Source organism: Pseudomonas sp. JL23 (genome assembly GCF_056933585.1).
Window position 1 is genome coordinate 6348002 of the sequence record NZ_CM167795.1, and the last position, 24091, is coordinate 6372092.

The following is a 24091-nucleotide window of genomic DNA, read 5'->3' on the forward strand; positions in this document are numbered from 1 at the left end:
GGCCAATCATCACCCTCATCAATCATGCTATTAACCTTTCATTCACCGACCTAGACTCATAGCATTCCAACAAAAGGTAAGCCGCCATGTCCGAGACGCTGCTCAATTCCCGCAATCTGGCTTTCGAGCTGTATGAGGTGTTGGACGCCGAGTCTTTGACCCGCCGTGAGCGTTTCGCCGAACACAATCGCGAGACCTTCGATGCGGCCATCGGCACGGCCCGCACCATTGCCGAAAAGTATTTCGCACCGCATAACCGCAAGGCCGATGAAAACGAGCCGCGTTATGAGAATGGCGCAGCGGTGTTGATCCCCGAGGTCAAGCCGGCGGTGGACGCCTTTCTGGAAGCGGGCTTTCTCAACGCCGCCCGCAGCTTCGAGGCCGGTGGCATGCAGTTGCCGACGCTGTTGTCACAGGCCTGTTTCGCCCATTTCCAGGCGGCCAATGCCGGGACCACGGCTTATCCGTTCCTGACCATGGGTGCAGCCAATCTGATCGAGAGTTTTGGCAGCGACGAGCAGAAACGCCTGTTCCTGCAACCGATGATCGACGGGCGCTTCTTCGGCACCATGGCCCTGACCGAACCCCATGCCGGCTCGTCGCTATCGGACATCCGCACCCGCGCCGAACCGGCCGGGGACGGCACTTATCGGCTGCGCGGCAACAAGATCTTTATCTCCGGCGGCGACCATCCCCTGTCGGAAAACATCGTGCATATGGTCCTGGCCAAGCTGCCGGACGCACCCGCCGGGGTGAAGGGCATATCGCTGTTTATCGTGCCCAAGTTTCTGGTCAACGAAGACGGCAGCCTCGGCCCGCGTAACGACGTGATCCTTGCCGGGCTGTTTCACAAGATGGGCTGGCGCGGCACCACTTCTACTGCGCTGAATTTCGGCGATAACGGTGAGTGTTTCGGCTATCTGGTGGGTAAGCCGCATCAAGGCCTGAGCTGCATGTTCCAGATGATGAACGAGGCGCGCATCGGCGTCGGCATGGGCGCGGTGATGCTCGGCTACGCCGGTTACCTGTATTCGCTGGAGTACGCCCGTGAGCGCCCGCAGGGCCGCCTGCCGGACAGCAAGAGCCCGGACAGCGCACCGGTGCCGATCATCCGCCACGCCGACGTTAAGCGCATGTTGCTCACACAAAAGGCCTATGTAGAAGGCGCCTTTGACCTTGGGCTATACGCCGCGCGGCTATTCGACGACACCACCACGGGTGAGACCGAGCAAGTGCGCCAGCAGGCCCACGAACTGCTGGACCTGCTGACGCCCATCGTCAAATCCTGGCCGTCGGAGTTTTGCCTCAAGGCCAACGAGCTGGCGATCCAGATCCTCGCCGGTCACGGCTACACCAGGGAATACCCGGTAGAGCAGTACTATCGCGACAACCGCCTGAACCCGATCCATGAAGGCACCCACGGCATCCAGTCCCTCGACCTGCTGGGGCGCAAGCTCGCGCAGAACGGCGGCGCCGGGCTCAAGCAACTGCTGCGTTTGATCGCCACCACGGCCAAGCGGGCCCAGGGCTATCCGGGCCTGGATGCCCTGCGCCAGCCACTGGAACAACTGGTGGCACGCCTGCAAGCCGTAACCCTCGGCCTGCTCGGCGACCTGAGCCAGGGCAAGATCAACTCAACCCTGGCCAATTCGGCGCTGTACCTCAAAGTCTTCGGTCATACCGTGATCGGCTGGCGCTGGCTTGAGCAAGCGATTCATGCCGAGCAGGGCCTCGCCAAAGGCAACCCGGCAGACATGGACTTCTATCAGGGCAAGCTGCAGGCGGCGCGCTACTTCCTGACTTGGGAAATCCCAGGTTGCCATCACGAGCTAGCGATTCTCGAAAGCCGTGATGACGTCTGCCTGGGCATGCAAGAGAGCTGGTTTTAATAGCGCAGGCCAGCCGGTTGCAGCGGGAAGAAGCGCTCTACCAGTACACGCCCCTCCTCGCCCAGTTTTGCCGCGTACTGCTCGCGGCTGAAGGGCTCGCCGGTGCGCATGTCATAAAGCCTGTGCCAGACCTTGGGCTGCGGGATTTCGGTGATGCGCACCCGGATAAAGCGGTAGTTGAGACCCGTCACCTGCTGAATGCCGTCAATCAGGAAGTAATGGCCGGGCATGAAGATCGACTCGACCTCTTCCTGATCCGAGGAAAACGGCGCAATGGGCGTAGCACCCAAATAGTGTTTTTCCGGCAGCTCGAAAACCACCGAGGTGTCGTCGAAGGTGGTCGCCTCCCCGCTCAGGGCAAATTCTGGGGAGTTGCGGCCCGCCTGGCTGCTGCAGAACGCCCGGGCCAGGTAGGGATTTTCGCTGAAAGAACTGATATCGGTATTGACCAACACGTCGCCGGCCCTGACATCGCTGTTGCGGAAAAAGCTGCCGGAGGTGCCGCGCGCGCCATTGCCACCACGGTACAGAGTGACGTTGTTGTTATGCCCTACCGCTTGCAGGTCGTCGGCCAGTTCTTCGATCAGCCGGGCCTGCCCCGGACCTGAAGGCACCCCGGTACGCAGGTAGTTGTTGAAGGCTGAATCCTCGCTCGTATACAGGCTGATACGCCCCCCCACATAACGCCCGCTCGCGGTCTTGAAGACCCGATGCACGTCGCCCCAGCTATCGATATAGATCTCGTCCTGACTCGCGTCCCGACCAATGCGGCCACCGGGCTCGACCTCGGGCAGGTTGATAGCCGCTTCCTGACGGGCCAGGCCCAGCTGCGATTGAAAGGTCTCGTCCGGCAGATTGAACTGCATGAACACGTCCCAGAACGCCGAGCGAACCGACCTGATCTGGCCGGGCAGCGTGCCAGCGGCCAACTCTGCCGGATTGGGCACCAACTCCCACTTGTCCACACTATTGAGCCGCACTGCTCGACCTGCGCTCAACGTCGGCGCATCCGGATCGACAATGCTCCAGCTACCCGAAGCCTCGCTGTAGCTCACCCGGTAAGGCATGTCGTCGAGACTGATCCAGGTCTCGCCATTGGCCAACTGCTGTACACCGCGCAGATGCCCGAGCGCTTCAAGGGGCTCGTCAGTCAGCACGACATTACCTTCAAGCCCCGCCAGATCAGTGACTGAGCTGAATTCAAACGTCAGCTCGCTCAGATTGTCAGCCGCAGGCACGGCAGGCGGGGTGGCGTTGCCGATTGTTGCCGCGCGGCTCAGGCCAATCAGTATCGGCAGGTTGAAGACCAAAAAAATCGAACTGAAGATGGCGCCGATCAACCCGGCCTTGCGCTCTCGGGCGCTTTTGCCGTGGATGGCCTGATCGGCATTCAGCGCGACATTGGCAACCCCCGCCCCCACCAACGTCAGCGCCACCGGCCAGCCCAGCGGGGCAAAGCCACCAAACACGCTGATAAAGGCACTCAGGTAGCCGATCCACATGCGCTTGCGCAGTTCGCCGTTAGACATCATCAGGGCCTGGGCATCGCTGAGCATTTGCTGTTGGGCAACGTCACGCAGGTGTTCGAACACATCCCCGGCGATGACCCTGTCGGCGGAGTTGATCAGGGTCTGTCCAGCGTGCCATGGCGTGTTGCGGATCTGCCGCAGGGTTTCGTCAAAGGCATCGCCATGCAACTGCCTGGCCGCGTCGGTGCGCAGAAACATGGCCTTGAGAGCGTTACGTGCCGCCGCAGAATCCAGGCGCGAACGCACCCAGCGATACAGCTCGCGCTGCGAAGCAAAGATATGGAACACCTGGGCATCCCCAGGCAAATACAAGACCTGCCAGCCATTGCCAACGATACGAAAGCCATCGCTGCACACATGACCGCCAATATCAAAGCTGTGCAAGGTGATTCCCGGCCCCGTATGCACGGTAACTTGCAGTGCATTCAGGGTCATGACCGGTTGCAGCTTGCCGACGACCGCGCCGGTCAGTTGCTTGAACTGCGATACGGTCAGACCACCAATGCGCAATTGATGACCGGCCGCGGCGAGAAATCGCGAGCGGGCCAGGGTGCAGAAATTGTTGCTGTGGGTCGCCCAGAAACTTTCTATGCGAGCCCGGAAAAGAACACTGAAATCCAGCGCCCAGAAATCCGTCAGGATCTGCTGCGGCAACAGCGCCACTTCGTTGCGCTCGTCGTACGCACCGTGCAGCGGCCCATCGGTGTAAAAACCGCCGTAGAGGGAAAGCTCGTCGCTGGCCTGCTGATCGTGGGTAGAAAAGCGCTGCAGCATCAGCTCGACAAAGGTCATGGACTCCAGCGGCTCGCCGCAATGCTGCCAGCCAGTGAAAGTCCGCGGGCTGCTGGCAGCATTGCGAAAGCGGTGCCAATAGACTTTTTCCGGGTCCAGTTGCCTGCCAGTGTGGCGCAGCAGCAACTTGCCTGCTTCGACATAGGCCACACCGTGCACATCCGGGTAGTCGTCTATGAGCTGTCGCGCCATCTGTTTGAGGCGCTGCTCATCGCGGATGTAACGCACGTCGGCGATGCCTTGGGTGAAGCTGAACGAGGGTTCGATTTGAGGGCGATGCATGGGGCTTTCCTTTGTAGAGAGAAAGACATGCACGTGAGCAGATTGAGCGAGGGGGCAAGCGGTAATTATCCATATCCAGCTGGCGAAAATTCGTGGGACCGGCTTCAGCCGGGAAGAGGTCGGCCTATTCATCCCATCTTTATCGCTCAGACATACCGCCTTCCCGGCTAAAGCCGGTCCCACAGACGCACGATCTTCTGATTAATCATTAGCAATGCTTTGACAGCGAACCAATTCAACAGGTTAGAATCCCTTGGCACGTTGACTGCATGGTCTATCCGTGTGCGTTAACCCCTTTCGTTGTTTATGGAGTACCGCCCTTGGATGCCACCACCATCAACAGCCTGTTCCTGATCGGCGCGTTGCTGGTAGCGGCGAGCATTCTGGTCAGCTCCTTGTCTTCGCGTCTCGGCATCCCGATTCTGGTCATCATCCTCGCGGTAGGCATGACTGCGGGCGTGGACGGCGGCGGCATCGTCTTTGATAACTACCCGACTGCCTATCTGGTGGGCAACCTCGCACTTGCCGTGATCCTTCTCGACGGCGGCCTGCGCACGCGGGTGGCGAGTTTCCGCGTAGCCCTGTGGCCTGCGTTGTCCCTGGCCACGGTCGGCGTGCTGATAACCACCGGCCTGACCGGGCTGGTCGCGGCCTGGCTGTTCGATTTGAGCCTGATCCAGGGTCTGCTGATCGGCGCCATCGTCGGCTCCACGGACGCCGCAGCGGTGTTCTCCCTGCTCGGCGGCAAGGGCCTGAACGAACGGGTCACCGCCAGCCTGGAGATCGAGTCCGGCAGCAACGACCCCATGGCCGTGTTTCTCACCGTCACCTTGATCGACATGCTCGCCAGCGGCGAAACCGGCCTGCACTGGAGCCTGCTCGGTCATCTGGTGCGCGAGTTCGGTATCGGCGGGGTGATCGGCCTGGGCGGCGGCTGGATGATGTTGCAACTGGTCAACCGCATCAATCTGGCGGCCGGCCTGTATCCGATTCTGGTGATCGCCGGGGGCCTGGCGGTGTTCGCCCTGACCAACGCCATCCACGGCAGCGGCTTCCTCGCCGTGTACCTGTGCGGCCTGGTGATGGGCAACCAACCGATCCGCAGCCGCCACGGCATCCTGCATATGCTCGACGGAATGGCCTGGCTGGCGCAAATCGGCATGTTCCTGGTGCTGGGCCTGCTGGTCACGCCCCATGACCTGCTGCCCATCGCCCTCCCGGCATTGGGCCTGGCGCTGTGGATGATTCTGGTGGCGCGGCCGCTGTCGGTACTGGCTGGCCTGCTGCCCTTCAAAGCCTTCCATGGTCGTGAAAAGGCCTTTATCGCCTGGGTCGGTCTGCGCGGCGCGGTCCCCATCATTCTGGCGGTGTTCCCGCTGATGGCCGGGCTGCCCCATGCGCAACTGTATTTCAACCTGGCGTTCTTTATCGTGCTGGTCTCGCTGCTGGTACAGGGCACGAGCCTGCCATGGGTGGCCAAGCTGCTGAAAGTCACGGTGCCACCGGAGCCCGCGCCGATTTCCCGCGCGGCCCTGGAAGTGCACGTCACCAGCGAGTGGGAGCTGTTTGTGTACCGCCTCGGTGCCGAGAAATGGTGCATTGGCGCCGCCCTGCGCGAATTGAAGATGCCCGAAGGCACGCGGATCGCCGCACTGTTCCGTGGCCAGCAACTGTTGCACCCGTCCGGTAGTACGGTGCTGGAAGTCGACGACCTGCTCTGCGTCATCGGCCATGAGCATGACCTGCCCGCTCTGGGCAAACTGTTCAGCCAGGCACCGCAACGCGGCCTGGACTTGCGCTTCTTCGGCGATTTCGTCCTCGAAGGCGACGCGCAACTGGGTGCGGTCGCGGCCCTGTACGGCCTGAAACTCGACGGCCTCGATCCGCAACAGCCCCTGAGCCAGTTCATCGTGCAGAAGAACCGCGGCGAACCGGTGGTCGGCGACCAGATCGAGTGGAACGGCACCATCTGGACAGTTGCGGTCATGGAAGGAAACAAAATCCTCAAAGTCGGTGTCAGATTCCCCGAAGGAAGCCGCCCGGGCCCCGGGTTGTTCCTCTAAAAAGATCATACGTAGCCTGTGTAGGAGCGAGGCTTGCCAGCGAAAGGGCCAGTACATTCAATGAATTTCCCTGGTCTGTAACAACACCTTCGCGGGCAAGCCTCGCTCCAACGACACTATGTTCGACAGGATTTATCCTGACCCCCTACACTCCCTTTTCTTGCCTAGCTCGACCGGTGTCTATCTTGTCCTTGCGTACCCTGTTCACGGCCTTGCTGTTCGGATTTTGCCTGTCCTCCTTCTCCGCGCTTGCGGCCGACCCTCCGTCTCGCGACGCCGTGCAGCAAAGCCTGGACAAAATCGCTGACCGCAAGCTGGCTGACGCCGATCAGAAAGCCTTGCAGCAGGTGCTGGAACAGACCCTGAGCTTTATGGATGCCCAACAGGACAGCGAGAAAAAGCTTAACGACCTCAAGCAGCAGTTGAGCCAGGCGCCCAAGCAGACCACCGACAACCAGCGTGAACTGGCCAAGCTCAAGGAGGCCAAGACCACGCCGGTAGCCCAGCGCTACGGCAACCTCGATGTGCCGCAGCTCGAACAGATGCTGGCCCAGCGCGGCGCCCAGCAGAGCGATCTGCAAAAGGCCCTGAATGACGCCAACAGCCTGACCATCACCGCCCAGACCCGCCCCGAACGGGCCCAGGCCGAGATCAGCGCCAACCAGAACCGCATCCAGCAGATCAACATGCTGCTCAAGGCAGGCAAGGACAACGGCAAGCTGCTCAACGCCGACCAGCGCAACCTGCTCAATGCCGAACTGGCCTCGATCAACGCCCTGAACCTGTTGCGCCGTCAGGAGCTGGCCGGCAACAGCCAGCTACAGGACCTGGGTGGCAGCCAGCGTGACCTGTTGACGGAAAAAACCGCGCGCATGGATCAGGAAATCCAGGACCTGCAAACCCTGATCAACGACAAGCGCCGGGCGCAGTCGCAGAAAACCGTGACCGAGCTGTCCCTGGAAGCAGAAAAATCCGGCGGCAGCAGCCTGCTGGCCACCGAAAGCGCGGCCAACCTCAAGCTCTCCGACTACCTGTTGCGCGGCACCGACCGCCTCAACGAACTGACACAGCAGAACCTCAAGGCCAAGCAGCAGCTCGACGCCCTGACCCAGAGCGACCAGACCCTGGACGAGCAGATCAACGTACTGCGCGGCAGCCTGTTGCTGTCCAAGATTCTCTACAAGCAGAAGCAGGCCCTGCCGCATCTGGTGCTGGATAAAGGCCTGGCCGACGAAATCGCCGATATTCGCCTGTACCAGTTCGATATCAACCAGCAACGCGAACAAATGAGCAGCCCAAGCGCCTATGTCGACAAGCTGCTGACCACCCAGGCGCCCCAGGATGTCACCCCGGCCCTGCGCAAGACCCTGCTCGACCTGGCGACCACCCGCAGCGATTTGCTCGAACGCCTGAACCGCGAACTCAGCGCTCTGCTCAACGAGTCCATCACCTTGCAGCTGAACCAGAAACAACTGGTCAGCACCGCCATCGGCCTGCGCACCACCCTCGACGAGCAGATGTTCTGGATCCCCAGCAACAAGCCGCTGGACCTTGAGTGGCTGCAAGGCATCGGCCCGCGACTGCAAAAACAGGTCACTACCCTGCCCTGGACCTCCAGCGTCAAGGAACTGGCCGACGGCCTGATCCAGCGCCCGCTGCTGTTCCTGCCGTTGCTGTTGGTGATCGGCGTGCTGACCTGGAAGCGCAATGCGCTCTATCACAAGCTGACGCGCCTGCACGCCAACATTGGCCACTTCCGCCGCGATAACTGGTGGCAGACCCCCTTGGCGCTATTGATCAACGTGTCGCTGGCCATGCCGGTGTCCCTGGGCCTGGCCCTGTGCGCTTATGCACTGCAAGTCGACGCACGCGGGCAGAACGCCAATATGGGCGCGGCGCTGCTGCAACTGGCCCTGGCCTGGCTGGTGTTCTACACCGCGTACCGCACCCTGGCACCGGATGGCGTAGCGCAGCTGCACTTTCGCTGGGAGAAGGTTCAGGTCGAGTTCCTGCGCGGCTGGGTCCGCCGCCTGGGTCTGGTCGTCCTCGCCCTGGTCACAGTGGTGGCGGTGGCCGAACACCAACCGGCGGCCCTGGCTGACGATGTGATCGGCATCGGCGTCGTGTTGACCTGCTATGCCCTGATGACCTGGTTGCTCAGCCGCCTGCTGCTGGCCAGCCCCAACCATCGCAACGCCTCGCTGTTTCGCAAGGCCATGGCCCTGGCGTTCACCGCCCTGCCCGTGGCGCTGTTCCTGGCCGTGTGCTTTGGCTACTACTACACCGCTCTCAAGCTCAGCGACCGCCTGATCGATACCCTGTACCTGATCATGCTGTGGCTGGTCATCGAAGCCACCTTCGTCCGTGGTCTCGGCGTTGCGGCCCGGCGCCTGGCCTATCAGCGCGCCCTGGCCAAACGCCAGGCTGCCAAGGAAAGTGGCGACGGCGAAGGTGTGATCGAAGAACCGACCCTGGATATCGAACAAGTCAACAGCCAGTCCCTGCGCCTGATCCGTCTGGCTCTGCTGGCCGGGTTCGTCGGCGCGCTGTACTGGGTCTGGGCCGACCTGATCACGGTGTTCTCGTACCTGGACAACATCACCCTCTACGAATACACCAGCGGCACCGGCGCCACCATGAGCATGGTGCCTATCAGCCTCGGCGACCTGATCGGCGCACTGGTAATCATCGGCATCACCTTCGTGCTGGCCGGCAACTTGCCCGGCCTGCTGGAAGTGTTGGTGCTGTCACGCCTGAACCTGGCACAGGGCAGCGCCTATGCCACCACCACCCTACTGTCCTACGCCATCGCCGGGATCGGCTTCGTCTCGACCCTGTCGACTCTGGGCGTGAGCTGGGACAAGCTGCAATGGCTGGTCGCGGCGCTGTCGGTCGGGCTGGGTTTCGGCATGCAGGAAATCTTCGCCAACTTCATCTCCGGCATCATGATCCTGTTCGAGCGTCCGGTACGGATCGGCGACACCATCACCATCGGCAACCTGTCGGGCACGGTGAGCAAGATCCGTATCCGCGCCACCACCATCACCGACTTCGACCGCAAGGACATCATCGTCCCGAACAAGACGTTCATTACCGGACAACTGATCAACTGGTCGCTGACCGACACCGTCACCCGCGTCACCCTCAAGGTCGGTGTCGACTACGGCTCGGACCTGGATCTGGTACGTACCCTGCTGCTCAAAGCCGCCCGGGATAACCCACGGGTGCTGAAAGATCCCGAGCCGATCGTGTACTTCCTCAACTTTGGTGAAAGTACCCTGGACCACGAACTGCGCATGCACGTACGTGACCTGGGCGACCGCAACCCGGTGATCGACGAGATCAACCGGTTCATCAACCGTGAGTTCAAGAAAGAGCGCATCAACATCTCCTTCCGGCAGATGGAGGTCTACCTCAAGAACCTGCACGGCGAAGAATACAAGCTGGTGCCGCTCAAGGAAGGCACGCCCGAAGCCACGCCAGTCAGCAAAAATGAGCCGATCAAACCGGCCCCCAAGGACGCGCCGGAACCGCCGGAACTGCGCCTTGACTGATTAGTCAGTGGACGCGGCAGGGTTAACCCCAGCAAAATGCTCGGACATTTTGCTGGAGGTGGCCTTTGAAAGCCCTCGACGAACTGACCTTCGACAATCGCTTCGCCCGCCTGGGTGACGTTTTCTCCACATCGGTACTGCCCGAGCCCTTGGCCGAGCCGCGTCTTGTCGTGGCCAGCGATGCGGCCCTGGCGTTGCTCGATCTGGAACCGGCGCAGGCCGAAGATCCCGTATTCGCCGAGATTTTCAGCGGCCACAAGCTCTGGGCCGATGCCGATGCCCGGGCCATGGTCTATTCCGGCCATCAGTTCGGCTCCTACAACCCGCGCCTGGGCGATGGCCGCGGCCTGTTGCTGGGCGAGGTCTACAACGACGCGGGCGAGCATTGGGACCTGCACCTCAAGGGCGCCGGGCAGACGCCGTTCTCGCGCATGGGCGACGGTCGCGCAGTACTGCGCTCGTCCATTCGTGAATTCCTTGCCAGCGAAGCCCTGCATGCCTTGGGCATACCGAGCAGCCGTGCGGCCTGCGTTATCGGCTCCAGCACCCCGGTCTGGCGCGAGAAACAGGAACAGGGCGCGATGATCCTGCGCCTGGCCCCCAGCCATGTGCGCTTTGGCAGCTTCGAGTACTTCTACTACACCAAACAGCATGACCACCTGAAAACCCTGGTCGATCACGTACTCAACCTGCACTACCCGCACTGCCTGGAACAGCCGGAGCCGTATCTGGCGATGTACAAGGAAATTGTCGAGCGCAACGCCGAGCTGATCGCCAAGTGGCAGGCCTATGGCTTCTGCCATGGGGTGATGAACACCGACAATATGTCGATTCTGGGCATCACCTTCGACTTCGGCCCGTTCGCCTTCCTCGATGACTTCGACCAGAACTTCATCTGCAACCACTCCGACCACGAAGGCCGCTATTCCTACAGCAACCAGGTGCCCATCGGTCAATGGAACCTCAGCGCCCTGGCCCAGGCCCTGACGCCGTTCATTGAAGTGGAGGCGCTGCGCGAGGCAATCGGCCTGTTCCTGCCGCTCTACCAGGCCCACTACATGGACCTGATGCGCCGCCGCCTCGGTCTGACCACTGCGCAGGATGGCGACGAAATGCTGATCAGCCGCCTGCTCAAACTGATGCAGAACAGCGGTGTGGACTACAGCCTGTTCTTCCGCCGCCTGGGCGACCAGCCTGCCGCCGATGCCGTGGGCAAACTGCGCGATGACTTCGTCGACATGCGCGGCTTCGACATCTGGGCCGACGACTACCAGAGCCGCTGCGCCCAGGAAGACCAGGGCAGCGACGCCGAACGCCGGGCACGCATGCACGCGGTCAACCCGCTGTACATCCTGCGCAACTACCTGGCCCAACAGGCCATCGAAGCCGCCGAAAGCGGCGACTACGAAGAAGTCCGCCGCCTGCACCGGGTGCTGTGCAACCCCTTTACCGAACAGGCCGATATGGACCGCTACGCACAGCGGCCGCCGGATTGGGGCAAGCATCTGGAAATCAGTTGTTCGTCGTAAGGGGCAAACAGTTATCTGAATTGAAATGAGATTTCGTGGGAGCCGCCTTGGTGGCGATCGAGTGCGAAGCGCTCGCGATAGCGTCAGTGACGGAACTGACGCTATCGCCAGCCAGCCGGCGCCTAAGTCTTGATCTCTTCTGCATTGTCGATCCTGACGGCAGGTGATGGATTTTCACCACCCGCCACAGGCACGGGGAGTTTTCTATTTATGCGCGCGAGCACTTCGATCAGGGTCAGCATGGGTTGATCTTTCTTGCCGGATCTCTGTGCTTCAAGGTCCTCTTCAATAAAACGCAGGTTATTGGCCTCGTAGTCAGGGTGATGCATTGCCTGCTCAATCTTTGGCAAGGCCCGGTAATGGGCAACGCACGCTCTGTAGAAGTTCGGGGCACCGCCAGTCTGGCTTCTCTCGAGCTGAGCATCGGCCAATACTCGTTCACGCCATGGCCGTTCGAGCTGCTTGATGCTGACCTTGGCGGCGTCCCGCTCGTTGAGGGTATAGCCGCCATTCTCGTCATAAACAATCAAGGTCAACTGCTCACGGGACAGCCCTGCAAAAGGATTGATGACACGTGAATCGGCTTGATAATTATTGGCTACAAAGCGAGTTGCCTGGATCGCACGCTCCAGCCGCTCAGGATCGTCCGTGTCAGGCACTTCCTGAGCGCGTCTGGCTTTTATTTCCGGCGCACAGCCGTTTGACACTTTATATCCAATCTCACGCCCCAGATCGCCCAGTTGCTGGCGACTTAACGTGCCGTCCCGGATTCGCGCGCGCTCGGCGCTTTCGCTCAATTGGCGGGCAAGGCTGGAAAGCTTTGGGGTGGCAGACAAGTCTTCGGTGCACTTGGAACCTGCACTTTTTTCAACGCCAGCACTGGAAACTTTGGCAAGTGTCATTACGACAGATCCAATTGATCTATCTAGTTGAATACCATTAGTCATTTCGACCTCCCTGGATAGAAGGCCTGAGCACTCATTGCGAATGCCCAGGCAATAACATTACTGCATGGTGAATTCGACAGACCAATTGTGAGAGGCATAATCGACAGAGGTAATTCTCACGTCACATCGAGCACCGCCTCCGGCTACTGCACTTTTATTCCACTTAGGGGTGCGTACGCCATTGGTAAATGCTTTTGTGTAGGTCGTGGAAAACCGGCAAGTCTTGCTGCCCATCCGATAATCCACGACCGCGTAGCCCATATCCGGGGACACACTGCTGCGCACGCCATAAGCGCTCTGACTTGCGGACTCCACCTCGCTATCTGGCTTGGGACTCGCATTGGTATAAGTCATCGTGCCATTACTGCCCACTGCACTGTAATACGCCCTTTCGCTGCCGTTATTTTTAAATGTCACATTGACTTGCGGCCCCGCCCAAGCAATCCCGCAAGCAAGTACAGCCCCGGTACAGGCAGCCCATTTCAATTTATTACACAGTTTCATTTTTAACACCTTTTTACCTAAAGAATGGAAAAAGGCTATCGCAACAAAACAAATGTAAACAACGCCTCGAACGGACAGTCCGAAAGGATAAACACCTGTAGAACCGGATTTAGCCGGGAGAGCGCTCTCGCGGCTAAAGCCGCCCCTACAAGTCGCAACCAACATGTAAGATCTAATAACCTTACACCGTAGGAATTGTCTGATATTTCTTCAGCGTATTGTTTCCAACAACTTCTCTGCCTATCCTCGCCGCCGTCACGGATATCCCGTGGTCAGGTTTGACGGCCTGAAAGAAATTGAAGAGAAGGAATGCCTGATATGGCGGCTATACGTGGGGCACTTTAATAGTGCGCCGGTTTTTTCCCTCTTCGGTTTCCCGGTCCGTCAACCTGCGTATAGCTGCCACCCTTAAACAAGGGTGGCTGCCACTAAGGACAGGCCAATGAATCAATCTCCCACCACCCTGCACACCCCGTTCGGCAATGTGTTCGCCGTGCAATCCGGTATCCCCGTGCGCGATGCTCTGGAGCAACTGGCCCAGGTACTGGGCAATACCCAGGCGCTGTGCGCCGAAGCGGTGGATGCCGATCTGCGTCAGATGCGCTCGCTGGTGGCCATGATCCATCGTGAACTGGAGATGGGCGAAGGCCTGCTTGAAGCGTCGTTGCGTGCGTTCAACGGTTGATATCCCGCCGCTGCGGCTCCAGATAGAGGGCATTGCCCCTTCCGTTACCGGAGCCGCTCATGTCCGATCCTCTGATTATTCCCTGCCCCCACTGCAACGGCCTCAATCGCATCCCCAATGAGCGACTGGCCGACCAGCCCAAGTGCGGGCGCTGCAAGCAGCCGGTGCTGCTCAATACCCCGTTCAACCTGATCCAGGGCGACTACGCCAGCCAGATCAAGGGCGATCTGCCGCTGTTGGTGGATGTCTGGGCCGAGTGGTGCGGGCCGTGCAAGTCCTTCGCGCCCACCTTCGAACAGGCGGCGCAGCAACTGTCCGGGCGCTGCCGACTGGCCAAGCTGGACAGCGAAGCCAATCAGCAGCTGTCGGCGCAACTGGGCATCCGCTCGATCCCCAGCCTGATCCTGTTCAAGAACGGCCGGGAAGTGGCGCGCCAGAGCGGCGCGTTTGCGTTGCAACAGTTGCTGGCGTGGCTGGGCAGCCAAGGGATTCATTGACTCCCTCTCGCTCCCACAGGAAGCAAGACCAGAGAGATCGCTGAATTTTCTGTAGGACTCGTCCTATTCGGCTTTTCGACGCCCCCGCCGCCCCGATTTGCCCCTAGCATCGCGATTTTCGACTCAACCATGGGTATCAATCGTTATGTCTTATGCAGTCAGGGAAGGCGACCCCACCAGCACCGGCGGATTTGTCATGAGCGCGTCAGCCAGCCATCTGGTCGATCTGCAACGGGTCGCGCGGATGGGCGATCCGGTGTGGTGCGCGGCGTGCCAGAGCGTCGGTTACATCGCCCAGGGCAACCCGACTTTTGTCGACGAATTCGTTGCCGTGTCCACCCACGGCAATGCCGTGAAATGCGCCTGCAAGCCGGGCAGCCATACCGTGATCGCGACACAAGAAGCCCTTTGCGCCGACATGGAAGCCACCATCGAGATCCCCGAAGACCTGGCCGAAAAGGCGCAAAAGGAAGCTGAGCGGATTAATCGCGATATCCGCGAAGGGACGTTCAACCCCAGGACGCTGTCACCCTTTGCGCGGGACGTCTGAACCGGTGGCGCCCTGTGGGACCGGCTTTAGCCGGGAAGGCGATTTCCCGGCTGAAGCCGGTCCTACAGATATCGCGCCAACGAACCAGGTGATATCAACGCTGCGCGTTGGTCTCCAGCCAATGATGCAACTCCACAAACTGCTGGGTCAGTTTGTGTCGAGGGTCCAAATGAATCAGCGGCGTATTGGCCTGATGCGACTCGCGCATTTTCACCGAAGCATTGAGGTACACCGGCAGCACCGGCAAACCCTCGGCAATCAACTCGTCGAGCATCTGCTGGGGCAGGCTGGCCCGGGGCTGGAACTGGTTGACGATAATGCCTTCGACCTGCAGGTCTTCGTTGTGATCTTCCTTGAGCTCGTCGACTTCCTTGATCAAGCCATACAGGGCCTGGCGGGAAAAACTATCGCAATCGAAGGGGATCAATACACGATCGGCGGCAATCAACGCCGAAACGGCATAGAAGTTCAGGGCTGGCGGCGTGTCCAGGTAAATGCGTTCGTAGTCGCCGTCCAGTTCATCCAGCAACTTACGCAGCTTGTTGATCTTGTGCTTGGCCTCAAGCTTGGGTTGCAGGTCGGCAAGCTCGGCCGTGGCAGTTACCACATGCAGGTTGTCGTAGGGGGTTTCATAGATGTCCACATGGTTCTTCTTGCCGAAACCTGTGGATAGGGTCTGCTTGAAGAACTCGGCAATCCCCATGGGAATGTCGTCACCCGTCAGCCCCGTGAGGTACTGGGTGGAGTTGGCCTGGGCATCAAGATCAATCAAGAGCGTGCGATACCCTTCATGAGCGCTGACCGCCGCCAGATTGCAGGCGATGCTGGACTTGCCTACGCCCCCCTTCTGATTGAAAACCACGCGACGCATGGGTCGACCTCCCTGTTGCATGAATACGATAAAAGAGGCCGAGTCTAAGCAATGCACATGACAAGGGCGAGCACTTGCCTGCTCAGATACCGAATAATCCGACCGATGCAGTCGTCTACTTCCTACATTTGCACCTTTACAAATTGCTACTATTCGCCGCCACCGGGATAATTCCCGCCACCAGGCCAATTTGCCGCACCCAGGATTGATGACTGGCCAGCCGCCCGGCAGCACCGCAGTAGCAACAAGAAGTAGCCCACAGGGGCGGGATGAGAATTTGATCACCTTCAACATCGCACAATGGCGCGCCTGGGCACCCGGTCTGGCGAGCGTCGAACACTGGCAGCAGTGGTGCCAGCAGCCGACGCATCTGCACAGCAGCGATGAGGCCCCGGACGTGTCGTTCCTGCCGGCCATGCAGCGTAGACGCCTGGGCCGTCTGGCGCGCATGGCCTTTGCCGTGGGCTGGCCCCTTGCCGAAGGCTATGAGCGCCTGCCGCTGGTGTTTGTCTCGCGTCACGGGGAAACCCCGCGCACCTTTGAAATCCTCTGCGATGTCGCCAACAGCGAACCGCTTTCGCCGACCCAGTTCAGCCTGTCGGTGCATAACGCGGTGATTGGCCTGTGGTCGATCCTGCGCGGCGAGACCAGCGAAATGACGGCATTGGCCGCCGATGGTGATGGCCTGGAACACGGCGTGTTCGAAGCCGCTGCGCTGCTGGCCGAAGGCGCCGCCGCGGTGCTGCTGATCATCACCGAAGAACAACCGCCGCAAGCCTATTCACAGTGGATAGACGATGTGCCCTTTCCCTATGCCGTAGGCCTGCTGCTGACGCCTGGCACGGACTGGAGCCTGTCACTCACCTCCGCCGACGACAGCAATGAGCTGCCCCCCGGTCAGTGGCCAAATGCTCTGAGCCTGCTACGCACTCTGAACAGCGCTCAGGGTGCGTGCCGCCACTCCTGGAAGAGACGAGTATGGAACTGGCAACGCAGCCTTTGAGCAAGCGCCGCGACGCCTATTACTGGCGCCTGCTGGCCACGGCCCTGTGCTTTTTCCTGTTCGGGTTGGGCGGGCTGTGCCTGCGCCTGATGATCTTCCCGTTGCTCAACCTGCTGCCGGGCCATACCGAACGTCGCCGCCAGCGCGCACGCCACACCATCAGCAGGCTGTTCTGGCTGTTTATCCGGCTGATGGCCCGCACCGGCGTGTTGACCTATGAGGTGCAGGGTGCCGAGCGCCTGGGTCGCCCCGGCCAGATGATCATCGCCAACCATCCGTCGCTGATAGACGTAGTCTTCCTGATCGGCCTGGTGCGGGACGCCAATTGCGTGGTCAAGCGCAAGCTCTGGGAAAACCCGTTCACCTGCGGCCCTGTCTGCGCCACCGGCTACATCAGCAACGACGGCAGCGCCGAGATGCTCGACAACGCCGCCGAGGTGCTGCGCAGCGGCCAGACCCTGATCGTCTTTCCCGAAGGCACCCGCACCCGACCGGACCACGCCCCCGAGTTTCATCGCGGTGCATCAGCCATTGCCCTGCGTGGCGCGGCGCTGATCACCCCGGTGGTGATCAAAGTCAGCCCTACCACCCTGACCAAGGCCGAGCCCTGGTACCGCATTCCGTTGCGCCGCGTGCATTTCAGTTTGCGCGTTGGTGCCGATATAGATCCAAACGCCTTCGCTGCAATGGGGCCGCCACCGGTGGCCTCGCGCAAGCTCAACGATTACTTGCATCACTACTTCATCAAGGAGCTCGCCGCAGATGAGCGATCTACATCGTGACATCAAGCAGTTGATCATCGACGCCCTGGGCCTCGAGGACATCAGCGTGCACGACATTGGCAATGACCAGACCCTGTTCGGCGAAGGCTTGGGCCTGGATTCGGTTGACGCCCTGGAGCTGGGCCTGGCCATCCAGAAGCGCTACGGCATCAAGATCGACGCCGACGCCAAGGATACCCGTGACCATTTCGCCAGCGTGGACAGCCTTGCGGCGTTCGTCAGCGCCCGACAAGCGGCCTGAGGACTGATCATGCAAACCCGTGAAGACATTTTCGAGACCCTGCGGGCCGCCCTGGTCGAGCTGTTCGAACTTGAACCCGAGCGCATCAGCCTGGATTCCAACCTGTATCAGGACCTGGAAATCGACAGCATCGATGCCGTGGACCTGATCGACCACATCAAACGCAAGACCGGCAAGAAAATCGCTGCCGAAGAGTTCAAGTCCGTGCGTACAGTCAATGACGTGGTCGAGGCGGTCTATCGACTGGTCAACAACGCCGCATGAAGCGGCTGACCAGCCTGGGCCTGATCGTGGTCGGCGTGCTCTACCCCTTTGCCGTGTATTACGGCATGGGCCATTTCGCGCCCTGGCAGTTTGCCCTGGCGCTTGGCCTGCTGTGGCTGGGTCGGGCGCTGACCGTGGAAAAGCGTCCCGGCGCAATGCTCACCGCCGTGGTCGCCATCGGCTTCTGCCTGTTGCTCGGGGTGTTCGACAGCCCGGCACTGTTGCGCTGGTATCCCGTACTGATCTGCGCGTCGATGCTGAGCCTGTTCGGCCTGAGCCTGATCTACGGGCCGCCGATGGTCGAACGCCTGGCACGTTTGCGCGAACCGCAATTGCCGGACGTGGCGATTGCCTATACGCGCAAAGTGACGCAAGTGTGGTGCTGGTTTTTCCTCGGCAACGGCCTGATTGCCGCGACGCTGACGCTTTGGGCACCGCTGGCGTGGTGGACGCTATGGACCGGTCTGCTGTCCTACGCAGTGATGGGCCTGCTGTTTGCGGGCGAATGGATAGTCCGCCGCCGAGTCAGAGGCGGCGCATGAAATGGAACACGTGAACCGCATGGCTGTTGACTGGATACCTTCTGAGCGCCTGTTGCTCGCCCCACAGTCGGCCCGCGAGCTGACCCAGGCGCCGGCACTGAACCACGCGCAGTTCTGCGAACAGGCACTGAGCATCGCTGCAGGGCTGCAATCCCTGGGCATCAAGCGCCTGGCCGTGCACCTGGAAGACGCCGGTGAATTGGCCATCGCCCTGTTTGGCGCGTGGCGGGCCGGGGTCAACGTGTTGCTGCCCGCCGACTTGCAAGCCCAAACCCGCGAGCGTTGGTCGGCCCATGTGGATGGCTGGCTGACTGATCTGCCGGATGACCTGCGACTCGAGCAGTTGCAGGCCGCGCCTTTGCCCGCCGCCCTGCTTGATCTGGATGAATGCCGCCTGAGCCTGTGTACTTCCGGCTCCAGCGGCGAACCCAAGCTGATCGAAAAGCGCCTGCGCCAGTTGGTCAACGAAATCGAAGTGCTGGAGCGCCTGTGGGGCGCGCAACTGGGCACGGCCTGCATCATTGGCAGCGTCGCCGCCCAGCATATCTACGGGCTGCTGTTCCGCGTGCTTTGGCCCTTGAGCGCCGGGCGCCGCTTCGTACGTCGACAATTACCGTTTCCTGAAGACCTGCAGCGCGCCAGCCGTGAGTTCGAAAGCTTCGCCTGGGTCGCCAGCCCGGCCCTGCTCAAACGCATGGGCGAGAACCTCGACTGGCCGGGCCTGAGTGCCGTGCGCCGGGTGTTTTCTTCCGGTGGCGCGCTACCTGGCGAAGCCGCTGCCAGCTTGCAACAACGTCTGGGGCAATGGCCGACCGAGATTCTCGGCAGCTCGGAAACCGGCGGCATCGCCTGGCGTCAGGGCGACAGCCTGTGGCAACCCTTCAAGGGCGTACAGCTTGGCCGGGATGCCGATGGCGCCCTGCTGATCAGCTCGACCTACATGCCGCCGGGCCATGTCGAACACAGCGCCGATGCCGCGCGCATGAGTGCAGACGGCCGCTTTGAGTTGCTCGGCCGGCTGGACCGCATCGTCAAGCTGGAAGAAAAACGCATCTCCCTGCCTCTGCTGGAGCAGGCTCTGGCTGCTCATGAATGGGTCAGTGAAGCGCGGCTGGGTGTGGTCCAGGAGAACCGGGCGTCTCTGGGCGCCCTGATCGTACTCAGCGAAAAAGGCCTGCATGCCCTGCGCAACGGTGGCCGTCGCGCCCTGACCCAAAGCCTGCGCCAACACCTGATTCCCCACTGCGAACCCCTGGCCCTGCCACGGCGCTGGCGTGTGCTGCGTCAGCTGCCATTCAACGCTCAGGGCAAGCTGGCGCAAGCCGAGGTCCAGGCGCTGCTCATGGCCCCGCGCAGCAAACAGCCCGAAATACTCAGCCAGCAGAAGGTCGAGGGTGAATGGCAGCTGGAACTGAGCGTGCCGCCGGACCTGGCTTACTTCAGCGGGCACTTTCCCAGCGTACCGGTGCTGCCGGGGGTGGTGCAGGTGGACTGGGCCATTGCACTTGGCCGCCAGTTGCTCGACCTGCCACCGACATTCGCCGGTATGGAAGTGCTGAAATTCCAGCAACTGGTGCGCCCCGGCGACCGGATCAGCCTGACCCTGCGTTTCGACGCCGAGCGCGGCAAGCTGTACTTCGCCTTTCGTAACGGCGATGCGCCGTGCTCCAGCGGCCGGATTTTGTTGGAAGGGTCCGTTGGAGCGAGGCTTGCCCGCGAAGGCGATGTCCCGATCACAGTAAATGCGTCGGATGTACCGACCTCTTCGCGGGCAAGCCTCGCTCCCACAGGCCGCGACCATGCATAACCCCTGCGCAATCATCCCGGTATTCGACCACGAGCTGCCGTTGCCCAAGGTGGTGCAAGCGGTTCTGGCCGCCGGGCTGCCCTGTGTATTGGTGGACGATGCCAGCAGCCCGGCCTGCGCCGCCGTGATGCAGCGACTGGCCGAGGGCGAGAACGTCTATCTGGTCAGTCTGCCGGTCAATCAGGGCAAGGGCGGCGCCGTCATGGCGGGTTTTCGCGAGGCCCGGCGCCTGGGCTTCAGCCATGCCTTGCAGGTGGATGCCGACGGCCAGCATGACCTGGGCGATATCGCCGTGTTTATCGAACATTCCCGGGCACAGCCGGACGCGGTGATCTGCGGTTATCCGCAATACGATGCCAGCGTGCCCAAGGGCCGCCTGTATGCGCGCTACCTCACCCACTTCTGGGTCTGGGTCAACACCCTGTCGTTGCAGATCAAGGATTCCATGTGCGGCTTTCGCCTGTACCCTCTGGCGCCGGTCATGCATCTGATCGACCACGTACAGATCGGTAAGCGTATGGACTTCGACTCGGAAATCCTCGTGCGCCTGTCCTGGCGCAACCAGCCCATGCAGTGGCTGCCGACCCGGGTGCACTACCCCGAAGACGGCCTGTCGCATTTCCGCCTGTTCCACGACAACGTCCTGATCTCGAAAATGCACACCAAGCTGTTCTTCGGCATGCTCGGGCGTTTTCCGTTGATTCTGTGGCGGCGGTGGTTGCCATGACGGCTACAACAAATGCCGACACCGTTGGAGCGAGGCTTGCCCGCGAATGCCTCACCGCATTTGTCCTGACAAACCGCGTCAACGTTCTTCGCGGGCAAGCCTCGCTCCAACGGGTCAGGTGTACCGATGACAAATGACGCCCCCGACAAGCAACACTGGGCCAATCATCAGGAGCGCGGCAGTTTCCTGCTGATGAAGCTCACCGCCTGGGCCGCGCGGCGTCTGGGTCGGCGAGTGCTGAGCCCGGTGTTGCACGGCATCGTTTTGTACTTTTTCCTGTTTGGCCGAACGGCGCGTAAAAGTGCCTGGGAGTATCAGCAACGCCTGGCCGACTGGAGCCAGCGCCCAGAGCTGCGCCCCAGCCACTGGCGGGTGTTCGGCCAATTCATGGCGTTTGCCGATTCGCTGTTGGACAAGCTCGATCTGTGGAACGGCAAGCTGAAGATTTCCCAGATCGAAATCATCGACCAGACCCTGCTGCGCAGCGAGTTACGCAGTGGTCGCGGGCAAATGCTGGTAGGCACCCACCTGGGCAACCTTGAGGTATGCCGGGCGCTGGCCGAGCTGGGCGAGAAGGTCACGATGAATGTGCTGGTTCACACCAAGCACGCCGAGCAGTTCAACCGCCTGCTCGGCGAGGCCGGGGCGACCAATCTGCGGCTGATTCAGGTCAGCGAGCTGGACCCGGCAATCATGCTGCAACTGAGCCAGCGTCTGGACGATGGCGAATGGCTGGCGATTGCCGGAGATCGCGTACCGCTGCATGGCGGGCGCAATGTGCGGGTCGACTTCCTCGGCGGCCAGGCACCGTTCCCTCAGGGCCCATGGCTGTTGGCCGGGCTGCTGAAATGCCCGATCAATCTGATTTTCTGCCTCAAGGGCGCGCAGGGTTATCAAGTGACTCTGGAACGCTTCGCCGAGGCCATAGAGTGGCGCCGCAGCGACCGCCAACAGGTGATTGCCCGGTGGACTCAGCGCTACGCCGACCGTCTTAGCCACTATTGCCTGCAAGCGCCGCAGCAGTGGTTCAATTTCTACCTTTTCTGGAAGTCCGATGACGAATCAAGTTCCTGAGCCGGTTATCTTCGGCGAGCGTGCATTGCAGATTGAAGACGTGCTGGCGCTGGCCAACCGCCAAGTGCCCACCACGCTGCAGAGCGACAGTGCCTTCCGCGAGCGCATTGCCAAGGGCGCGCAGTTTCTCGATTCGCTGCTGGACAAGGAAGGCGTGATCTACGGCGTCACCACCGGCTATGGCGACTCCTGCGTAGTGGCCGTGCCGTTGCAACATGTCGAGGCCCTGCCGCGCCATCTGTACACCTTCCACGGCTGCGGCCTGGGCAAGCTGCTCGACGCCCAGGCAACGCGTGCCGTGCTGGCCGCGCGTTTGCAGTCGCTGTGCCACGGCGTGTCCGGGGTGCGGGTCGAGTTGCTGGAGCGCCTGCAAGCCTTCCTCGATCAGGACGTCCTGCCGTTGATCCCGGAAGAAGGCTCGGTGGGCGCCAGCGGTGATCTGACCCCGCTGTCCTACGTCGCCGCGACCCTGTCCGGCGAGCGTGAAGTGATGTTCCGTGGCGAGCGCCGTCAGGCCATTGATGTACACCGCGAGCTGGGCTGGGTGCCGCTGGTGCTGCGACCCAAGGAAGCCCTGGCGCTGATGAACGGCACCGCGGTGATGACCGGCCTGGCCTGCCTGGCGTTCGCCCGCGCCGACTACCTGCTGCAACTGGCAACCCGCATCACCGCGCTGAACGTGGTCGCCCTGCAAGGTAACCCCGAGCATTTCGACGAGCGCCTGTTCGCCGCCAAACCCCATCCGGGGCAGATGCAGGTTGCCGCGTGGCTGCGCCAGGACCTGGCCATCGACGCGCCGACCGCGCCGCTGCATCGCCTGCAGGATCGCTACTCCCTGCGTTGTGCGCCCCATGTGCTGGGCGTACTGGCCGACAGCCTGAACTGGCTGCGCTCGTTCATCGAAATCGAATTGAACAGCGCCAACGACAACCCGATCATCGACGCCGAAGCCGAGCGCGTGCTGCACGGCGGGCATTTCTACGGCGGGCATATCGCCTTTGCCATGGACAGCCTCAAGACCCTGGTGGCCAACGTCGCCGACCTGCTCGACCGGCAACTGGCGCTGCTGGTGGACGAACGCTACAACCACGGCCTGCCGAGCAATCTGTCCGGCGCCCCGGCCGACCGGGCGATGATCAACCACGGCTTCAAGGCGGTGCAGATCGGCACCAGTGCCTGGACCGCCGAAGCCCTGAAAAACACTATGCCCGCCAGCGTGTTCTCGCGCTCCACCGAATGCCATAACCAGGACAAGGTAAGCATGGGCACCATCGCGGCCCGCGACGCCATCCGCGTACTTGAGCTGACCGAACAGGTCGCCGCCGCCACTCTGATCGCCGCCAACCAGGGCGTCTGGCTGCGCAGCAAGGCCGCCGATGCGCGCCCGCTGCCACCGGCCCTGGCCGCCATGCACGAACAACTGGCGGCGGACTTTGCGCCGGTCATCGAAGACCGTGCCCTGGAAGGCGAACTGCGCCTGTGCCTGCAACGGATCGCCGAACGCCACTGGAGGCTGCATGCGTAGCAAGGGCTTTTTCCACGTCGACACCGAAGTGCTGGTGCCGTTTTTCGACGTCGATACCATGAACGTCGTCTGGCACGGTCACTACGTTAAATACCTGGAAGTGGCGCGCTGTGCGCTGCTCGACCAGCTCGGCCATAACTACACGCAGATGGTCGAGTCCGGCTACGCCTGGCCGGTGATCGACCTGCAACTGCGCTACGTGCGCGGCGCGGTGTTCGGCCAGAAGCTGACCGTGCGGGCCAATCTGGTGGAGTGGGAGAACCGTCTGAAGATCAACTACCTGATCAGCGATGCCGTGACCGGCGAACGCCTGACCCGCGCTTGCACAGTGCAAGTGGCCGTGGATATGCAGACCCGGGAGATGCAACTGGTCTCGCCCAAAGCCTTTACCGATGCGGTTGCCAAGGTGGTGTCATGAGTATTTTTGCCCTCAT

Annotated in this window: 20 protein-coding genes and 1 pseudogene; 17 read left to right on the forward strand and 4 right to left on the reverse strand. The window is 61.4% G+C overall.

Annotated elements, in window-relative coordinates; all coding sequences use genetic code 11:
• The first annotated feature begins 86 nt into the window (after window positions 1-86).
• Window positions 87-1889 carry an acyl-CoA dehydrogenase gene (locus tag AC1Z24_RS29045; protein ID WP_483743731.1) on the forward strand — a complete coding sequence of 601 codons (1803 nt, stop codon included), beginning with the start codon at window positions 87-89 and terminating at the stop codon, window positions 1887-1889.
• Here AC1Z24_RS29045 and AC1Z24_RS29050 read toward each other — a convergent pair.
• The gene (locus AC1Z24_RS29050; RefSeq protein WP_483743732.1) at window positions 1886-4492 is read right to left on the reverse strand and encodes a dermonecrotic toxin domain-containing protein; all 2607 of its coding nucleotides are present in this window, start codon (window positions 4490-4492) and stop codon (window positions 1886-1888) included. The two genes, AC1Z24_RS29045 and AC1Z24_RS29050, sit on opposite strands and share 4 nt — an antisense overlap.
• A gap of 320 nt (window positions 4493-4812) precedes the next feature.
• On the opposite strand from AC1Z24_RS29050, the gene AC1Z24_RS29055 reads away from it, so the two are divergent.
• From AC1Z24_RS29055 to selO, 3 genes are all read left to right on the forward strand, one after another.
• Entirely contained in the window at window positions 4813-6555 is a 1743-nt protein-coding gene (locus AC1Z24_RS29055; RefSeq protein WP_483743733.1) for a potassium/proton antiporter, read from the forward strand.
• Window positions 6556-6737: 182 nt separating this feature from the next.
• A complete protein-coding gene (mscK, locus tag AC1Z24_RS29060) occupies window positions 6738-10109 on the forward strand; it encodes a mechanosensitive channel MscK (RefSeq protein ID WP_483746732.1) in 3372 nt (1123 codons plus the stop codon).
• A gap of 65 nt (window positions 10110-10174) precedes the next feature.
• Complete coding sequence (selO, locus tag AC1Z24_RS29065; RefSeq protein ID WP_483743734.1) at window positions 10175-11638, forward strand: protein adenylyltransferase SelO; 1464 nt, start codon at window positions 10175-10177, stop codon at window positions 11636-11638.
• A 122-nt stretch (window positions 11639-11760) separates the two neighbouring features.
• Here selO and AC1Z24_RS29070 read toward each other — a convergent pair whose 3' ends face one another.
• Together AC1Z24_RS29070 and AC1Z24_RS29075 are read right to left on the reverse strand one after the other, a co-directional pair.
• Window positions 11761-12585: a hypothetical protein gene (locus AC1Z24_RS29070; protein WP_483743735.1), complete on the reverse strand. Its 825-nt coding sequence runs from the start codon at window positions 12583-12585 to the stop codon at window positions 11761-11763.
• A gap of 57 nt (window positions 12586-12642) precedes the next feature.
• Window positions 12643-13254, reverse strand: a complete 612-nt coding sequence (locus AC1Z24_RS29075) for a hypothetical protein (RefSeq protein ID WP_483743736.1) — start codon at window positions 13252-13254, stop codon at window positions 12643-12645.
• 277 nt (window positions 13255-13531) lie between these two features.
• Here AC1Z24_RS29075 and AC1Z24_RS29080 point away from each other — a divergent pair, with 277 nt between their 5' ends.
• The 3 genes from AC1Z24_RS29080 to AC1Z24_RS29090 all read left to right on the forward strand — a co-directional run bounded on the left by AC1Z24_RS29080 (window position 13532) and on the right by AC1Z24_RS29090 (window position 14821).
• On the forward strand, window positions 13532-13774 hold the full coding sequence (locus tag AC1Z24_RS29080) for a hypothetical protein (RefSeq protein ID WP_483743737.1): 243 nt from the start codon (window positions 13532-13534) through the stop codon (window positions 13772-13774).
• A gap of 59 nt (window positions 13775-13833) precedes the next feature.
• Window positions 13834-14271 (forward strand): thioredoxin TrxC, encoded by a 438-nt coding sequence (trxC, locus tag AC1Z24_RS29085; protein ID WP_483743738.1) that lies wholly within the window; start codon window positions 13834-13836, stop codon window positions 14269-14271.
• 145 nt (window positions 14272-14416) lie between these two features.
• Window positions 14417-14821, forward strand: a complete 405-nt coding sequence (locus tag AC1Z24_RS29090; RefSeq protein ID WP_483743739.1) for a PAAR domain-containing protein — start codon at window positions 14417-14419, stop codon at window positions 14819-14821.
• 94 nt (window positions 14822-14915) lie between these two features.
• On the opposite strand, the gene AC1Z24_RS29095 is transcribed toward AC1Z24_RS29090, so the two are convergent.
• Window positions 14916-15692: a ParA family protein gene (locus tag AC1Z24_RS29095; protein ID WP_483743740.1), complete on the reverse strand. Its 777-nt coding sequence runs from the start codon at window positions 15690-15692 to the stop codon at window positions 14916-14918.
• Between the two features lie 277 nt (window positions 15693-15969).
• On the opposite strand from AC1Z24_RS29095, the gene AC1Z24_RS29100 reads away from it, so the two are divergent.
• From AC1Z24_RS29100 to AC1Z24_RS29145, 10 genes and pseudogenes are all read left to right on the forward strand, one after another.
• On the forward strand, window positions 15970-16695 hold the full coding sequence (locus AC1Z24_RS29100; protein ID WP_483743741.1) for a beta-ketoacyl synthase chain length factor: 726 nt from the start codon (window positions 15970-15972) through the stop codon (window positions 16693-16695).
• Window positions 16671-17477 carry a lysophospholipid acyltransferase family protein gene (locus AC1Z24_RS29105; protein WP_483743742.1) on the forward strand — a complete coding sequence of 269 codons (807 nt, stop codon included), beginning with the start codon at window positions 16671-16673 and terminating at the stop codon, window positions 17475-17477. Before AC1Z24_RS29100 ends, AC1Z24_RS29105 begins: the two co-directional genes overlap by 25 nt.
• Complete coding sequence (locus AC1Z24_RS29110) at window positions 17458-17718, forward strand: phosphopantetheine-binding protein (protein WP_259104327.1); 261 nt, start codon at window positions 17458-17460, stop codon at window positions 17716-17718. Before AC1Z24_RS29105 ends, AC1Z24_RS29110 begins: the two co-directional genes overlap by 20 nt.
• Window positions 17719-17727: 9 nt before the next feature.
• Window positions 17728-17982 carry an acyl carrier protein gene (locus AC1Z24_RS29115; protein WP_483743743.1) on the forward strand — a complete coding sequence of 85 codons (255 nt, stop codon included), beginning with the start codon at window positions 17728-17730 and terminating at the stop codon, window positions 17980-17982.
• Window positions 17979-18524 (forward strand): COG4648 family protein, encoded by a 546-nt coding sequence (locus AC1Z24_RS29120; protein ID WP_259104325.1) that lies wholly within the window; start codon window positions 17979-17981, stop codon window positions 18522-18524. The genes AC1Z24_RS29115 and AC1Z24_RS29120 overlap by 4 nt, the downstream gene beginning before the upstream one ends.
• Window position 18525: 1 nt before the next feature.
• A pseudogene (locus AC1Z24_RS29125) lies at window positions 18526-20226 on the forward strand (ApeI family dehydratase); the annotation flags it as partial.
• A 97-nt stretch (window positions 20227-20323) separates the two neighbouring features.
• Entirely contained in the window at window positions 20324-21058 is a 735-nt protein-coding gene (locus tag AC1Z24_RS29130) for a glycosyltransferase family 2 protein (protein ID WP_483743744.1), read from the forward strand.
• A gap of 126 nt (window positions 21059-21184) precedes the next feature.
• Window positions 21185-22132: an LpxL/LpxP family acyltransferase gene (locus AC1Z24_RS29135; RefSeq protein WP_483743745.1), complete on the forward strand. Its 948-nt coding sequence runs from the start codon at window positions 21185-21187 to the stop codon at window positions 22130-22132.
• Complete coding sequence (locus AC1Z24_RS29140) at window positions 22113-23657, forward strand: HAL/PAL/TAL family ammonia-lyase (RefSeq protein ID WP_483743746.1); 1545 nt, start codon at window positions 22113-22115, stop codon at window positions 23655-23657. The genes AC1Z24_RS29135 and AC1Z24_RS29140 overlap by 20 nt, the downstream gene beginning before the upstream one ends.
• Window positions 23650-24075, forward strand: a complete 426-nt coding sequence (locus AC1Z24_RS29145) for an acyl-CoA thioesterase (protein ID WP_483743747.1) — start codon at window positions 23650-23652, stop codon at window positions 24073-24075. The genes AC1Z24_RS29140 and AC1Z24_RS29145 overlap by 8 nt, the downstream gene beginning before the upstream one ends.
• The last annotated feature ends 16 nt before the right edge of the window (window positions 24076-24091 follow it).

Bases quoted from the DNA above. Each gene is read 5' to 3' on its own strand.
- AC1Z24_RS29045 (WP_483743731.1), top strand. From the start codon at position 87: ATGTCCGAGACGCTGCTCAATTCCCGCAATCTGGCTTTCGAGCTGTAT.
- AC1Z24_RS29050 (WP_483743732.1), bottom strand. From the start codon at position 4,492: ATGCATCGCCCTCAAATCGAACCCTCGTTCAGCTTCACCCAAGGCATC.
- AC1Z24_RS29070 (WP_483743735.1), bottom strand. From the start codon at position 12,585: ATGACTAATGGTATTCAACTAGATAGATCAATTGGATCTGTCGTAATG.
- AC1Z24_RS29075 (WP_483743736.1), bottom strand. From the start codon at position 13,254: ATGTTGGTTGCGACTTGTAGGGGCGGCTTTAGCCGCGAGAGCGCTCTC.
- AC1Z24_RS29080 (WP_483743737.1), top strand. From the start codon at position 13,532: ATGAATCAATCTCCCACCACCCTGCACACCCCGTTCGGCAATGTGTTC.
- trxC (WP_483743738.1), top strand. From the start codon at position 13,834: ATGTCCGATCCTCTGATTATTCCCTGCCCCCACTGCAACGGCCTCAAT.
- AC1Z24_RS29090 (WP_483743739.1), top strand. From the start codon at position 14,417: ATGTCTTATGCAGTCAGGGAAGGCGACCCCACCAGCACCGGCGGATTT.
- AC1Z24_RS29095 (WP_483743740.1), bottom strand. From the start codon at position 15,692: ATGCGTCGCGTGGTTTTCAATCAGAAGGGGGGCGTAGGCAAGTCCAGC.
- AC1Z24_RS29105 (WP_483743742.1), top strand. From the start codon at position 16,671: ATGGAACTGGCAACGCAGCCTTTGAGCAAGCGCCGCGACGCCTATTAC.
- AC1Z24_RS29110 (WP_259104327.1), top strand. From the start codon at position 17,458: ATGAGCGATCTACATCGTGACATCAAGCAGTTGATCATCGACGCCCTG.
- AC1Z24_RS29115 (WP_483743743.1), top strand. From the start codon at position 17,728: ATGCAAACCCGTGAAGACATTTTCGAGACCCTGCGGGCCGCCCTGGTC.
- AC1Z24_RS29120 (WP_259104325.1), top strand. From the start codon at position 17,979: ATGAAGCGGCTGACCAGCCTGGGCCTGATCGTGGTCGGCGTGCTCTAC.
- AC1Z24_RS29130 (WP_483743744.1), top strand. From the start codon at position 20,324: ATGCATAACCCCTGCGCAATCATCCCGGTATTCGACCACGAGCTGCCG.
- AC1Z24_RS29135 (WP_483743745.1), top strand. From the start codon at position 21,185: ATGACAAATGACGCCCCCGACAAGCAACACTGGGCCAATCATCAGGAG.
- AC1Z24_RS29140 (WP_483743746.1), top strand. From the start codon at position 22,113: ATGACGAATCAAGTTCCTGAGCCGGTTATCTTCGGCGAGCGTGCATTG.
- AC1Z24_RS29145 (WP_483743747.1), top strand. From the start codon at position 23,650: ATGCGTAGCAAGGGCTTTTTCCACGTCGACACCGAAGTGCTGGTGCCG.